The organism is Pseudomonas sp. Tof1 (assembly GCF_055390395.1).
Genome location: NZ_AP024344.1, coordinates 3,951,421 through 3,964,394, shown reverse-complemented (window position 1 = coordinate 3,964,394; position 12,974 = coordinate 3,951,421). Strand labels below are relative to the sequence as shown.

At 61.6% G+C, this 12,974-nt stretch carries 14 protein-coding genes and 1 pseudogene; 6 read left to right on the top strand and 9 right to left on the bottom strand.

Features of this window, described 5'->3' with window-relative positions; all coding sequences use genetic code 11:
- The first annotated feature begins 6 nt into the window (after positions 1 to 6).
- The 3 genes and pseudogenes from dapF to ACZ5KU_RS17890 form a co-directional block, all read left to right on the top strand.
- Positions 7 to 810 (top strand): diaminopimelate epimerase, encoded by an 804-nt coding sequence (dapF, locus tag ACZ5KU_RS17900; protein WP_054061123.1) that lies wholly within the window; start codon positions 7 to 9, stop codon positions 808 to 810.
- Between the two features lie 58 nt (positions 811 to 868).
- Positions 869 to 1,165, top strand: coding sequence for a DUF3144 domain-containing protein (locus ACZ5KU_RS17895; protein WP_054061124.1), 297 nt, complete (start codon positions 869 to 871; stop codon positions 1,163 to 1,165).
- Positions 1,166 to 1,251: 86 nt separating this feature from the next.
- A pseudogene (locus ACZ5KU_RS17890) lies at positions 1,252 to 1,545 on the top strand (iron chelate uptake ABC transporter family permease subunit); the annotation flags it as partial.
- A 40-nt stretch (positions 1,546 to 1,585) separates the two neighbouring features.
- Here the strand turns inward: ACZ5KU_RS17890 and ACZ5KU_RS17885 are convergent.
- Positions 1,586 to 2,488 (bottom strand): DMT family transporter, encoded by a 903-nt coding sequence (locus ACZ5KU_RS17885; RefSeq protein ID WP_054061126.1) that lies wholly within the window; start codon positions 2,486 to 2,488, stop codon positions 1,586 to 1,588.
- A 480-nt stretch (positions 2,489 to 2,968) separates the two neighbouring features.
- On the opposite strand from ACZ5KU_RS17885, the gene ACZ5KU_RS17880 reads away from it, so the two are divergent.
- Positions 2,969 to 3,955: an MBL fold metallo-hydrolase gene (locus ACZ5KU_RS17880; protein WP_160319913.1), complete on the top strand. Its 987-nt coding sequence runs from the start codon at positions 2,969 to 2,971 to the stop codon at positions 3,953 to 3,955.
- A 209-nt stretch (positions 3,956 to 4,164) separates the two neighbouring features.
- On the opposite strand, the gene ACZ5KU_RS17875 is transcribed toward ACZ5KU_RS17880, so the two are convergent.
- The 4 genes from ACZ5KU_RS17875 to ACZ5KU_RS17860 all read right to left on the bottom strand — a co-directional run bounded on the left by ACZ5KU_RS17875 (position 4,165) and on the right by ACZ5KU_RS17860 (position 8,464).
- Positions 4,165 to 4,527 (bottom strand): GNAT family N-acetyltransferase, encoded by a 363-nt coding sequence (locus tag ACZ5KU_RS17875; protein ID WP_342633338.1) that lies wholly within the window; start codon positions 4,525 to 4,527, stop codon positions 4,165 to 4,167.
- A gap of 254 nt (positions 4,528 to 4,781) precedes the next feature.
- Positions 4,782 to 6,029 carry a ribonucleotide-diphosphate reductase subunit beta gene (locus tag ACZ5KU_RS17870; protein ID WP_416769221.1) on the bottom strand — a complete coding sequence of 416 codons (1,248 nt, stop codon included), beginning with the start codon at positions 6,027 to 6,029 and terminating at the stop codon, positions 4,782 to 4,784.
- A gap of 373 nt (positions 6,030 to 6,402) precedes the next feature.
- Complete coding sequence (gene dapA / locus ACZ5KU_RS17865) at positions 6,403 to 7,266, bottom strand: 4-hydroxy-tetrahydrodipicolinate synthase (protein WP_054057672.1); 864 nt, start codon at positions 7,264 to 7,266, stop codon at positions 6,403 to 6,405.
- A gap of 283 nt (positions 7,267 to 7,549) precedes the next feature.
- Positions 7,550 to 8,464, bottom strand: coding sequence for a LysR substrate-binding domain-containing protein (locus ACZ5KU_RS17860; protein WP_054057673.1), 915 nt, complete (start codon positions 8,462 to 8,464; stop codon positions 7,550 to 7,552).
- 110 nt (positions 8,465 to 8,574) lie between these two features.
- Between ACZ5KU_RS17860 and ACZ5KU_RS17855 the strand changes: the two genes are divergently transcribed.
- Positions 8,575 to 8,949 carry a tautomerase family protein gene (locus ACZ5KU_RS17855; protein ID WP_054057674.1) on the top strand — a complete coding sequence of 125 codons (375 nt, stop codon included), beginning with the start codon at positions 8,575 to 8,577 and terminating at the stop codon, positions 8,947 to 8,949.
- Positions 8,950 to 8,986: 37 nt separating this feature from the next.
- On the opposite strand, the gene ACZ5KU_RS17850 is transcribed toward ACZ5KU_RS17855, so the two are convergent.
- The gene (locus ACZ5KU_RS17850) at positions 8,987 to 9,895 is read right to left on the bottom strand and encodes a LysR family transcriptional regulator (RefSeq protein ID WP_054057687.1); all 909 of its coding nucleotides are present in this window, start codon (positions 9,893 to 9,895) and stop codon (positions 8,987 to 8,989) included.
- A gap of 104 nt (positions 9,896 to 9,999) precedes the next feature.
- Between ACZ5KU_RS17850 and tam the strand changes: the two genes are divergently transcribed.
- Entirely contained in the window at positions 10,000 to 10,764 is a 765-nt protein-coding gene (gene tam / locus ACZ5KU_RS17845; protein ID WP_054057675.1) for a trans-aconitate 2-methyltransferase, read from the top strand.
- 12 nt (positions 10,765 to 10,776) lie between these two features.
- Here the strand turns inward: tam and ACZ5KU_RS17840 are convergent, their stop codons facing one another.
- The 3 genes from ACZ5KU_RS17840 to ppnN form a co-directional block, all read right to left on the bottom strand.
- Positions 10,777 to 11,118 (bottom strand): type II toxin-antitoxin system HicB family antitoxin, encoded by a 342-nt coding sequence (locus ACZ5KU_RS17840; RefSeq protein WP_054057676.1) that lies wholly within the window; start codon positions 11,116 to 11,118, stop codon positions 10,777 to 10,779.
- Positions 11,115 to 11,366: a type II toxin-antitoxin system HicA family toxin gene (locus ACZ5KU_RS17835; RefSeq protein WP_054057677.1), complete on the bottom strand. Its 252-nt coding sequence runs from the start codon at positions 11,364 to 11,366 to the stop codon at positions 11,115 to 11,117. The genes ACZ5KU_RS17840 and ACZ5KU_RS17835 overlap by 4 nt, the downstream gene beginning before the upstream one ends.
- Positions 11,367 to 11,545: 179 nt before the next feature.
- Complete coding sequence (ppnN, locus tag ACZ5KU_RS17830; protein WP_054057678.1) at positions 11,546 to 12,919, bottom strand: nucleotide 5'-monophosphate nucleosidase PpnN; 1,374 nt, start codon at positions 12,917 to 12,919, stop codon at positions 11,546 to 11,548.
- Positions 12,920 to 12,974: the final 55 nt, after the last annotated feature.

The window sequence follows — 12,974 nt, the reverse complement described above, 5'->3', positions numbered from 1 at the left end:
GCGCGCATGACCCTCAGCTTTGTAAAGATGCATGCCCATGGCGATGACTTCGTCGTCATCGACCGTCGTGGCCAGGCGGACCCGATCACCAGCACGGTGGCCCGGCGCCTGGGCGACCGCCACCGTGGCATCGGTTTCAACCAGTTGGCGGTGGTGCTCGATTGCGAGGATGCGGCGGCCCGGGTGGTGTTCTGGAACTGCGATGGTTCGCCTCTCGAGACCTGCGGCAGCGCCACCCGTGGGGTGGCCGACCTGCTGATGCGCGAGTCGGGCAACTCGTCGGTGCGGCTCAGGAGCAACCGGGGCTTGCTGACCTGCGTGCGCGAGGAGGGCGGGGCGATTTCGGTGGACATGGGCAAACCGTCGCTGGCCTGGCAGGAGGTACCGCTGGCCGAGGCCATGGACACCCTGGTCCTGCCGATTGCCGGCAGCCCGGTGGCCTGCAGCATGGGCAATCCCCATTGCACCTTCTTTGTCGAGGACATCGCCGCGGTCGACGTGGCCGAGCTGGGGCCGAGGATCGAAACCGATCCGCTGTTTCCGAAAAGGACCAACGTGCATTTCGTCCAGGTTCTGGACCGCGGTCATATCCGCCTGCGCATCTGGGAGCGGGGCGCCGGCATCGCGCAGGGTTCGGGTTCCTGCTGTTGCGGCGCGGTGGTGGGCGGTATTCGCCGTGGTCTGCTGGACGAGCGGGTCGAGGTGCAATGTGACGGCGGCACGGTCAGCGTGCAGTGGGATGGCTGTGGCGGGGTGATCCTGAGCGGGCAGGTGGAGACGGTTCTGCAAGGCACGATTGCCGGGTATTAGACTGGACAAGCGCCGGGAAAGGCGGTCCCATGTGCCGTTTTCATTCAGAGATAGTGCCATGTCAGAAATCATCGACGAATCCTTCTATGACCGTGCGGACGAGCACATCAACCTGTCCAATGAGCAGCTCAAGCAGGTCGAGAACTTCGGCAAGGTCAACGCTTCGATGATGTTCGGCACCACCCGCTTCAATGCCTGGGTCAGTGCGCGCAACTTCAAGTCCGGCGAGGAAATGGCCCAGGCCCGGGAGGCGATGCTCAAGTATTTCTGCGAGCAGTATCGGTTGATGCTCGAGGACAACCTCGACGATCACATCAAGCACTTCGACCTGTACATGGGGGCGAAGCAGGACTGAGTTGTCGAGGGTTCAGGTTCCGATCGTTCCCACGTTCCGCGTGGGAACGATCTTTGATCTCATCGCTGATCGCTGATCGCTAACGGCTACGAGCCGCGTCGCTGGTGACGGTGGTGATGGTGTCCATCGTCGGTGCCATCGGTTTCGTCGGGCTGGTGATTCCGCATGCCTTGCGCCTGCTGCTGGGGCCTGGTCACGCTCGACTGCTGCCGGCCAGCGCCCTGGGTGGTGCGCTGTTACTGGTGCTGGCCGATACTGATGCGCTGCACCTGCGCGAGCGCCAGGTACAGGCCTTGCCGGTCACCACCCTGGTGGCCCTGCATGACCTCAACCAGGCGCTGACCTGCGATCGCCTGGCGATCCTCGACCGGGGGCGCTGACGTTGCCGGCGGGGATGCCGTTGCCAGCGCAGTGACATACTCAGTGGGCGGAAGCCTTGCGCCAGGCGCTCATGATGGTCGCCAACACGATCAACGCGGCACCACCGGCCATGCGCAGCGACGGTTGCTCGCTGAACAGCCACCAGGCGCAGGCGATCGCATACACCGGCTCCAGCGCGATGATCATGCCAGCAGTGCGGGCCTGCAGGCCTTCGAGGCTTTTCACGAACAGGAACTGCGAGAGCCCGGTGCAGAAGATGCCCAGTACCGCGAGATTCACCCAGTCGTCAGTGCTCAGGCTGTTGGTCGCCAGGTGGCTGAAGGCGAACGGTGCCACGAGGGCGGCGACCACGACGTTCTGCCAGAACGAAGTCTGCATGGCGTTCATGCCGCTGGTGTTGCGACGGTTGGCGACGGTCAGCAGGGCGAACGACAGGCCCGAAGCCAGGCCCCAGATCAAGCCTACGGTACCCTGGTCGAGCATGTCGAAGGAGGGCACCACCAGCACCAGGCCGGCCGACACCATCAGCAGCAGCAGGCTTTCGGTGGTGCCGATCCGGTCACGGAACACCAGCAGGTCGATCAGCGCGATGAATGCCGGGAAGCTGGCGAAGCCCAGGGTTGCCACAGCCACGCCACCGACTTTCACGGCGATGAAGAAGGTCACCCAGTGTGCGGCGAGCAGGGTACCGGTCAAGCCGATGATCGGCAGGTTGCGCCAGCTCAGCGCGTCCAGCAGGCGGGTGCCCTTGAGCCCGGCGACGAAACCGAGGGCGATGAAGGCGAAGGTGGCGCGGCCGAAGGTGATCAGGCTGGCATCGGCCTGGATCAGAGCGCCGAGAATACCGGTCAGCCCGAACAGGACCGCGGCGATGTGGGCGACGAGCAATGCATTGCGGTGACCGGTTGCAGAACCGGCACTGGAGATCGATGTAGTAGTCATGGCAGTCAAATCTTCACAATTGTTGCGCACACAGAGATGGTCCGCTCGTGCGCGCGGGTCCATAGGTTCTGAGTCATATTGTTGTCTGCGACCGGTTGTCCGGCTCGGAAGGGCGCCGCAGCGTTGGAATTGTGAAGCGAGGCTGCATACTCGCGGGTGTCGCGGGACCGGCCTATGGCGTAAGGGCGGTCTGTGTGCGGATTATTGGATTTGCCGATTTTGACGGAGCGATCAGAAACGACACGGTTTTGTCGGAATACGACTTGCTGACCAGAGGTGGTTCATTGTGGTGCTGGCGGCTCTAGGCCGTCTGTCGCAGAGCGAGTGAGCCATGCCTGGCCCCTTCCGCTGTGGATGGCGAGTTTTGCACTTTATTTGGCGGGATATCCATCTGTGATCAGGGACGGGCCCCACATAGAATCTCTGAAACTGAAAGTTTATCTACGTTTTTATTTGAATGCTGATCTCAAGGTATCTTATATGGATCGCCGCAATGTGCTGAAAGTACTATTATCAGGTTTGGTGTTATCCATTACACCGACTTTGCCAGTGCCCGTGCTCGCGCAGTCCGCTCCTGACTTTGGACTGCCAACGCTGCCGCAAGAGCGCGTTCATCGCATTAAAATGGGGGGCGTAGAAATTATCGCTTTGCACGATGGCGCTACACGTCTCCCCTTGAGTGATCGCTATGTTGTCAATGCACCTTTTGCTGAAGTGAAGAAGTTGGCATCAGTCCAAGGCCTAAGCACTGAATACGTTGAGCTGCCGTTTACCGCTTATCTGATTGTTTCCGGCTCTCGCCACATTCTTCTCGATACTGGCCTTGGCGAGTTTGGGTCTCCGAGAGAAACCACTGGCAAACTGACAGAAAGTCTTCGACTTGCAGGTTACGAGCCCGAAGATATCGATACCATCCTCATCTCACATTTCCATGCTGATCATATCAGTGGGCTGAGAAATGCTGCTGGAAATTTTGTCTATCCAAACGCCACGGTCTGGGTGCCAGAACCCGAGTATGACTACTGGATGAGTGATGCCAACAGGCTGGCTGCGCCACTACAACGTAAAGGCGCATTCGAAATTGCCCGACGGGTGTTTCTTGGTATGCCTGAAAAGATGCTGAGAAAATTTAGTCCCGGAATAGAAGTTGCTCCCGGAATATTTTCAAAGGCTGCTTATGGGCATACCCCGGGACATACCATCTACGAAGTCCGCTCGGGCAAGAGTTCCTTTTACTACATCGCGGACATGATTAACGTTCCTGCTTTCTTTGCAACGCATCCTGAGTGGATGGTAGCCAGCGACATTGATCCAGAACGCGCGCTGGAAGTACGGCGGCAGTTCCTGAGTATGGTGGAGAAAACCAATCCATTGGTGGGCGGCTTCCATTTCCCATTTCCGGGCGTAGGGCATCTTGAACCTGAAGGGGCGGGCTACAAGTTCTACCCGGAAAATCAATCCAACTGATGTAGCCTGCCATTCAAATCGCACAATCGCCCAGGTTGCCTTGCGGGCTGGCGGCTCCAGGGTCTGTATGAAAAGCCTTGAGACGAAGGTCAGGCAGGGCGAAAACAGCCGAGGAAGCGGAGTTCACCGGTTGTAAATGAGCATTCCGAGGCTGTTTTCAACGTAGCATCACCGAGGATCAAGGTTTTTCATACAGAGCCTAGAACGGGCTATTGCAGCGCAAGCATCATGGTGATGGGCGACAGATCGGGGCAGGTGGCGAAGCCCGCGTGCCTCGCGTAAAAATCGGCGAGCCTTTCATTCAAGGGATGGACCAGCACGGCGGTCGATCCCACTGTTTCGGCGGCATTGATACAGCGCTCGATCGCATCTTGCAGAAGGTCGATGGCATATCCGTTGCGCTGGATGGCAAGGTCTACACCCATTCGCCCCAGGATGGTGACTGGGTGCTGTGCGGGAGAGTTGCGTTGCCGGCTCCTTGGCGTCACGTGCGCACGCATGATCGAACCATTGGACAGGGTGTAGCAGCCGACGACCCTCCGGGTGCCTTTCAGGCAAATCACATACACCACCGCGTGTTTGGCGGCTTGGGCTTTATGTGCCTTGTGGAGGAGGTATTGATTGATCGACCTCTCTCCACAATCGAGATCACTTGGCTCGTGCTGCTCATCAATCCTGAGGCCTGCTCAGGTTGCCCTTGGATTTCCTGTACGTCCATACATAGAGAACTACTGAGACAAAGGTCATCTGGGACCGGGTGTTGCCAATGAAAAAGCCCTGAACAGGTCAGGGCTTTTGGCATCGCGATCCATGCGTGCGGAACGAATCAATCCCAGCTCAGTGCACCGCCGGTCTGGTACTCGATCACGCGGGTCTCGAAGAAGTTCTTTTCCTTCTTCAGGTCCATGATCTCGCTCATCCACGGGAACGGGTTGGTGGTGCCCGGGTACTCTTCCTTCAGGCCGATCTGCGACAGGCGACGGTTGGCGATGAACTTGAGGTAGTCCTCCATCATCGCCGCGTTCATGCCCAGCACGCCGCGCGGCATGGTGTCACGGGCGTATTCGATTTCCAGCTGGGTGCCCTGCAGGATCATCTGGGTCGCTTCTTCCTTCATCTCGGCATCCCACAGGTGCGGGTTCTCGATCTTGATCTGGTTGATCACGTCGATGCCGAAGTTCAGGTGCATGGACTCGTCGCGCAGGATGTACTGGAACTGCTCGGCGACGCCGGTCATCTTGTTGCGCCGGCCCATGGAGAGGATCTGGGTGAAGCCGCAGTAGAAGAAGATGCCTTCGAGCACGCAGTAGTAGGCGATCAGGTTGCGCAGCAGTTCCTTGTCGGTCTCGACGGTGCCGGTGTTGAACTGCGGGTCGGAGATCGAGCGGGTGTACTTCAGGCCCCAGGTGGCCTTTTTCGCCACCGAGGGGATCTCGTGGTACATGTTGAAGATCTCGCCTTCATCCATGGCCAGCGATTCGATGCAGTACTGGTAGGCGTGGGTGTGGATCGCCTCCTCGAAGGCCTGGCGCAGGATGTACTGGCGGCACTCGGGGTTGGTGATCAGGCGGTAGACGGCCAGGACCAGGTTGTTCGCCACCAGGGAGTCGGCGGTGGAGAAGAAGCCCAGGTTGCGCATGACGATACGACGCTCGTCGTCGGTCAGGCCTTCGGGGTTTTTCCAGAGGGCGATGTCGGCGGTCATGTTGACCTCTTGCGGCATCCAGTGGTTGGCGCAGCCGTCGAGGTATTTCTGCCAGGCCCAGTCGTATTTGAAAGGTACGAGCTGGTTGAGGTCGGCGCGGCAGTTGATCATGCGCTTCTCGTCGACGGCGACACGGGCCGAGGCGCCTTCGAGTTCGGCCAGGCCTTCGGCGACATCGAGGGCGTCGAGGGCGGCCTTGGCGCGGATGATCGCGGCGGAGTCGCTGGCGGTCACGGCACGGGCTTCGAGGGCGGCGGCACCGCCGGCGCTGTCCAGGCGATCGAGGGTCGCTTCGGTGATCTGGCCGGCAACGGCGCCCTTGGCTGCCGCTTCGCCGTCTTCCTTGTCGAATTCGTCCCAGCTGAGCATCGGATATTCCTTGTAGGTAGGGGTGTTTGGAGGCCTGGTTCACTGCCTTTCGAGCAGGCAGGTAGACACGTGTTTGGAACTCCCGTTCAACAGGATTCACAGCACAAGCAGGCAATCGGCAAACCCTGGTGTTCCAGGGCGGTGAGAGGTGCCGTAGGAGAAGTTTGGCACATCATGTAGTGTTTTTCTTGGGTGTCGGCACACTATATGGTGGTTTTTTCGAGGGGTCAATCCGCAGGCGGCTGCCGTGCGGTTTCGCCGCAGCCAGGGCGGCAGGGCCGCTGAGTGGCATTCGCCAATGCTCGATGACGCCTGCGCCATGGCCGCCCTGTCCGGCGGCCTGGCGACAGCAGATGAAACGGCCCCATGACGTCTAGTCGAGTGCCGCCAGTTGGCCTTGCAGGCGTGCGATCAGCGCACGGCTGCTGGCTTGCATGGGCGCACGCAGTTCGTCGCGAATCAGCCCCTGCAGGGCCAGCACGCTTTTCACCGGCGCGGGGTTGGGTTCGGCGAACAGGCTCTGGAGCAACGGCGTCAGTTGGAAGAAGGTGGTTCTGGCGGCGGTGAGTTGCTGGTCCCGGACCTGCCGGTGCAGTTGCACGAACAACTCCGGGCGAATGTGGGCCGAGGCGGCAATCGCCCCGGTGGCGCCCAGGCACAGGGCATTGAAGATCTGGTTGTCTTCGCCGCACAGCACATCGACCTTGCCGCTGGCCAGCAGTGCGAGGGTGTTGTTCAGGTTGCCGCCGCAGTCCTTGATGGCGACGATGTTTTCGTGGGCGACGATGTCGAGCAGGGTCGCCGCTTCGAAGCTGACCCCGGTGCGATAGGGAATGTCGTAGAGAATCAGCGGTACGCTGGAGGCATCGGCGACGGTCTGGAAAAACGCCTGCAGCCCGGCCTGGGAAGGACGGATGTAGTAGGGCGCGGGCACCAGCAGGCCTGCCAGTGGACGCTTGAGGATTTCACTCTGAAACTGCAGCAGTTCGCTGAGGTTGTTGCCGGCCAGGCCCATCACCACCTGCTGCGGTGTGGCCACTTCGAGTACCGCATCCAGTACCGCCAACTGCTCGTGCTTGCCCAGGGCGGCGGCTTCCCCGGTGGTACCGCAGACGACGAGACCGTCGACGCCACTTTCCAGCAGATGGCTGGCCAGCCGGCGCAGGGCGACGAAATCGATGGCCTGGTTGATGAACGGCGTGACGATGGGGACCCAGATACCTTGAAACGCGGACATGCACTTTCTCCTGATGGTTGACCGTTTCGTCACCGTCAGAAGCTTGGAGGGAAGTTGGGAGGATGGAGGGTGCCCGTCGCGCTCAATGTCCTGTCAGCTCATCTGACGGGACAGCGCGCCCCGGTCACATGAGCGACTGTTTCTTCGATTTAGGGGCAAACGCAACGCACGCCACAGCCTTGGCATTCAAGCCCGTGGCGATAGCGAAAGTGTCGAGCGTTGCGGACATGTTTGTTTGCACCCTGATTCAGGCGCCCAGTTTTAAGAGCTGGCGCCGGGTTTGTCAATCCTTGGGCGTCTTGCCCAGGGAGAGCTCGGTGGTCGCTCGGCACGTGTGAAAGGTCTGTTGCTCCAGGCTTGTCCGGATCAGCGACGCCAATTGCCTGACCGCCCCCGTCGGCTCGGCCACGGCGCGGTGCAGTACATAACCCAGGTTCGGCACGTCGGGCAGCCCTGGCAGTGTTGTCAGGTGATCGGGCAGACCGATGCGGGTGCGCAGGGTGATACCCAAGCCCGCCGTCACGGCGGCCCAGATGCCGCCGACACTGGGGCTGGTCAGCGCCACCCGCCAGGGTATCCGTGCCTGATCCAGCGCTTCGGTGGCCGCACTGCGCAACACGCAGGGGGCATCGAACATCACCAGGGGCAGGGGTGCTTCCTCCTGGGCGAAGAGCTGATCCCTGGGGCCGATCCAGTGCATCGGCGTCGCGCCGATCCGGCTGGAGTGGGGCGTGTCGAGCGCGGTTTCCCAGGCCAGCGCCAGGTCCAGTTGGCCACGCTCGATCAGCCCCAGCAGTTCGGCGTTGCGGCCAATCCGCACTTCCAGGCTGACCCGCGGATGGACCTTGGCGAAACGGCGCAGGATGTCGCTGAGCAGGTGTTCGCCAAAGTCTTCCTGCAACCCCAGGCGCACACAGCCTTCGACCTGAGCCTGGTGCAGGCTGTCGAAGATCTCGTCGTTGAGTTCCAGCAGGCGGCGGGCCTGGCTCATCAGCGTTTCGCCCAGAGGCGTCAGCACCAGGCCGCGCCCCGACTTGACCAGCACCGTACTGCCGACCTGTTCTTCGAGCCTTTTCAGTTGGGCACTGACGGCCGAGGTCGAGCGCCCGAGCCGGTCGGCCGCCTTGGCGAAGCTGTTCAGTTGCACGCCGGTGACGAAGGTGCGCAGGACATCGAGGTCGAAGCTGGGATGGCGCATGGCTTAAACGTCCATTTAATCGGGATTATGGGTTCTGATTAATCTGATATTCGGAATGATCGTCGCTTGCTAACTTGCCGGCGTCAACCCGATTCCAGGAGCTGTCCGCCATGCCTTTCGCCCGTATTTCGTTGCATCGGGGCAAATCGCCCGAGTACCTGGAGAGGCTTTCCCAGAGCCTGCATGAAGCCTTGGTGGAAAGTTTCGACGTACCGCCCGCCGATCGCTTCCAGGTCATTCACCAGCACGAGGTGGGGGAGTTGATCTTTGACGGGCATTACCTGGGCGGTCCGCGCAGCCAGGATTATGTACTGATCGCCATCACGGCTGGACGGTCGCGGGAGACGGCGGTGAAGCAGGCGTTCTACCGTACCCTGGTGGCGCGTCTGCAGGCGGCGCTGGGGCTGGACCCGGAGGATGTGATGGTGGTGATCACCACCACGGCGGCGGATGAGTGGTCGTTTGCCGGTGGTCGAGGGAATTGAGGGGGTTGATCCGCCAACGGCCACCCACGGCATCCGATCAGCGTTCGCCTGCGGCGGCAGCGATCACCCGCTCTCGAAAGCGCTGCAGCACCGACGAACTGTCGCCCACCCGCGTCGCCAGGTGAAGCGGCGCGATCAGTCCCGGGCATTCGGCCAGGGGCCGGTAGGCTATGCCATCGCCGCGCAGGCGCTGCATCGAGGCGGGGACGATGGACAGGCCAAGCCCCGCGGCGACCAGGCTCAAGGTCGCGGCCATGCGCGGGGCTTCCTGGATCACCCGGGGGCTGAAACCCGCCTCTCGACAGGCCACCAGGATGGCGTCGTACAGCCCCAGCCCGACCCGACGTCGATACAGCACGAAGGCTTCGCCCGCGAGGGCCGACAGCGGCAGGGCCGTGTGAGTGTCCTGCGCCAGCGGATGGTCCATCGGCAGCGCCAGCAACATGGGCTCCGTCAGGATCGGCTCGGCTTGCAGGGTGGGTGTGCCGTTCAAGGGCGAACGCACGAATGCCGCATCCAGGCGCTCATGCACCAGCGCATCCATCAGCTCGCCGGTACCGGCTTCCTCCAGCACAACCGAGACACCACCAAAGGCTTCACGAAAGTGCCGCAGAACACCAGGCACGAACGGATGCAGCGCCGCCGAACTGGTAAAACCGATACCGAGGCGGCCCTGTTCGCCACGGGCGGCGCGGCGCACCACCTCGGTCACCCCCTCGGCCCGCGCCAGCAGTTCCCGGGCTTCCTCCAGCAATGCCAGGCCGGCGCTGGTCGGGCGCACACCGCGGGGCAGGCGCTCCATCAGGGTGACCCCCATCTCGGCTTCGAGCTTCTGCAACAGCCGGGTCAGCGGGGGTTGCTGCATATGCAGGCGCTCGGCCGCCCGGGTGATATGACCTTCCTCGGCGATGGCGACAAAGGCTTGCAGACGACGCAGTTCCAACATCTCGGATACCTTCAGGGTATGGCAGCTCATCATTATTGGCATTTGTCATCATGCTTTGCAAAACCTACGCTGTGCGCATTCCCTGAGCACAAAGAGGAAGCGTGATGACCTGGTCAGCCAAGCAGTATTCAACCTTCGAAGCCGAACGCACCCGCCCGGTACGTGATCTGGTGGCGGCGATCCCGACCCGCAACGTGCAGGTGGCGGTGGACCTGGGATGCGGGCCTGGCAATTCCACCGAGGTTCTGGCCGAGCGCTTTCCCGAGGCTCGGGTCACCGGTCTGGACAGCTCCGATGACATGCTGGTCAGTGCCCGTGCGCGCCTGCCCGGATTGAGTTTCGAACTCGCCGACATTGCCACGTGGAATCCGGACCAGATGTTCGACGTGATTCTTGCCAACGCCTCGCTGCAATGGTTGCCGGATCATGCCAGCCTGTATCCGCATCTGGTGAGCAAGCTGGCCAGCGGTGGCAGCCTGGCGGTGCAGACCCCCGACAACATGCAGGAGCCTTCCCACCGGCTGGCCCGGGAAGTCGCGGCAGAGGGACCCTGGGCCGCGAAGATTGGCACTGTACGGCATCCACCGCGGCATGATGCGGCGTTCTACTATGAGCTGCTGAAACCGCATTGCGCGAACGTGGATGTCTGGCGCACCACCTACCATCACCCGCTGGCGGGCGGCCATGCGGCCGTCGTGGAGTGGTTCAAGGGGTCCGCCTTGCGGCCCTACCTGGCGCCGCTGGACGAGGATGAAAAGGCCGCCTACCTGGAGCACTACCTGGCGGCGATCAGTGAAGCCTATCCGGCGCTACCCGATGGCAGTGTGCTGCTGCCGTTCCCGCGGCTGTTCGTGGTGGCCAGTCGCTGATCGGCGACCGGGTCAGGCGCGGCGCTGCAGGTACTCGCTGAGCGCCTGGCGGGTCAGCTCATTGAGTGTCACGTTCTGCCGAGTGGCACTCAGGGCCGCGGCCAGGTGCAGGTCATGTCCTACACGGACGTTGAACGAGCCCTTGCACGGTACTTCGGGAGCCTGCTTCAACTGCTGGCAGGTTTCGAGATAGTCGTCCACGGCTTCGCGGAAAGCCGCTTCCAGCTGTGCCACGGTCTGGCCTTCGTAGTTCACCAGCGCGCGGATGAACTGGAGTTTTCCGAACAGGCAATTGTCCTCGATGCTGGCTTCGATGGAGCCGTAATAGCCCTTGTAGTGCAGTGAATTGTTCACGGAATCAGCTCTCCCGATTTCAAATGATCGATCACCTGACGCCTGGCATAGGTTTTCAGCTCATTGCCAGGGTGGGGTTTGTGCAGGTTGATCTGTGCGCGCGGATCGCCATTGTCGAACTTGACCCTGCTCCCTGAGCCTTCAATATGCCTGTAGCCGAAGTGTCCCAACAGCGTGACCAGTTCTGACCAGGTAAAGGTTGTACAGGGGTTGAGCAGCCGAGTGAGCAGCTTTTCATTCCTCGACACCTATCCTCCTTTTGCAACTAAATATAGTTGCTGAAATATGGGAGGGTCAAGAATGTGAGTTTTTACCCGGGTCTTCAATCGCTGCAGCAGAGCAATCGAGGTTTCCTACGAGGATGGGAGAGAGGTATTACCAGTGCCTATTGGGCAGACACTGGCAATCCGATTACGGCGGGAGGTCGTCAACTGACGACCCGGTAGCACGGCTCATAGGCTGCGCCACCCGGCAGTTTCATCCGGTGCTGGGCGACAAAGGCCTGCAGCAGTTGGTCCAGCGGCCGCATCACCTCGGCATCGCCGTGGATCTCGTACGGACCATGTTCCTCGATCAGGCGGATGCCCTTGTCCTTGACGTTGCCGGCGACGATGCCGGAGAACGCCCGACGCAGGTTGGCCGCCAGTTCGTGGGGCGGCTGGTTGCGGTGCAGCTTGAGGCTGGACATGTTGGCGTGGGTCGGGTCGAACGGGTGCTGGAAGCCCTCGTCGATCTTCAGCAGCCAGTTGAAGTGGAAGGCGTCGTTGCGCTCGCGGCGGAACTGCTTGACCGCCTTGAGGCCCTGGGCCATTTCCCGGGCGACCTGCGCCGGATCGTCGATGATGATCCGGTAGTGCCTGTACGCCGCCTCGCCCAGGGTCGCACCGACGAAGGCATGCAGTTGCTGCAGGTAGGCCTCGGCGCTTTTCGGTCCGGTGAGGATCACCGGGAACGGCAGGTCGTGGTTGTCCGGGTGCATGAGGATGCCCAGCAGGTAGAGGAACTCCTCCGCGGTGCCGGCGCCGCCCGGGAAGATGATGATGCCGTGGCCGACCCGCACGAAGGCCTCCAGGCGCTTCTCGATGTCGGGCATGATCACCAGTTCGTTGACGATCGGGTTCGGCGCCTCGGCGGCGATGATGCCCGGCTCGGTCAGGCCCAGGTAGCGGCCGGTGGTGATGCGCTGCTTGGCGTGGGAGATGGTCGCGCCCTTCATCGGCCCCTTCATCACGCCCGGGCCGCAGCCGGTGCAGATATCCAGGCTGCGCAGGCCCAGTTCGTGACCGACCTTCTTGGTGTACTGGTATTCCTCGCTGCTGATCGAGTGGCCACCCCAGCACACCACCATCTTCGGCTCCAGGCCAGGGCGCAGGGTGCGGGCGTTGCGCAGCAGGTGGAAGACGTAGTCGGTGATACCCTGGGAGCTTTCCAGGTCGATGCGCTGGCTGCCCAGCTCGTTCTCGGTGTAGACGATATCGCGCAGGGCGCTGAAGAGCATTTCCCGGGTGCTGGCGATCATCTCGCCGTCGACGAAGGCGTCCGCCGGGGCATTGAGCAGTTCCAGGCGTACGCCACGGTCCTGCTGGTGAATACGGATCTCGAAGTCCTTGTAGGCTTCGAGGATGGTCTTGGCATTGTCGACATGGGCGCCGGTGTTGAGGATGGCCAGGGCGCACTGGCGGAACAGGGCGTAGATGCTGCCGGAGCCGGCTTCGCTCAGTTGCTGCACTTCACGCTGGGACAGGGTTTCAAGGCTGCCTTTGGGGCTGACCGAGGCATTGATTACGGATCGTTGGGTCATTCTCTATTCCATTAAAGCAACGCGGCCGGAGGGTAATGCACCGGTAGCGTCAGAA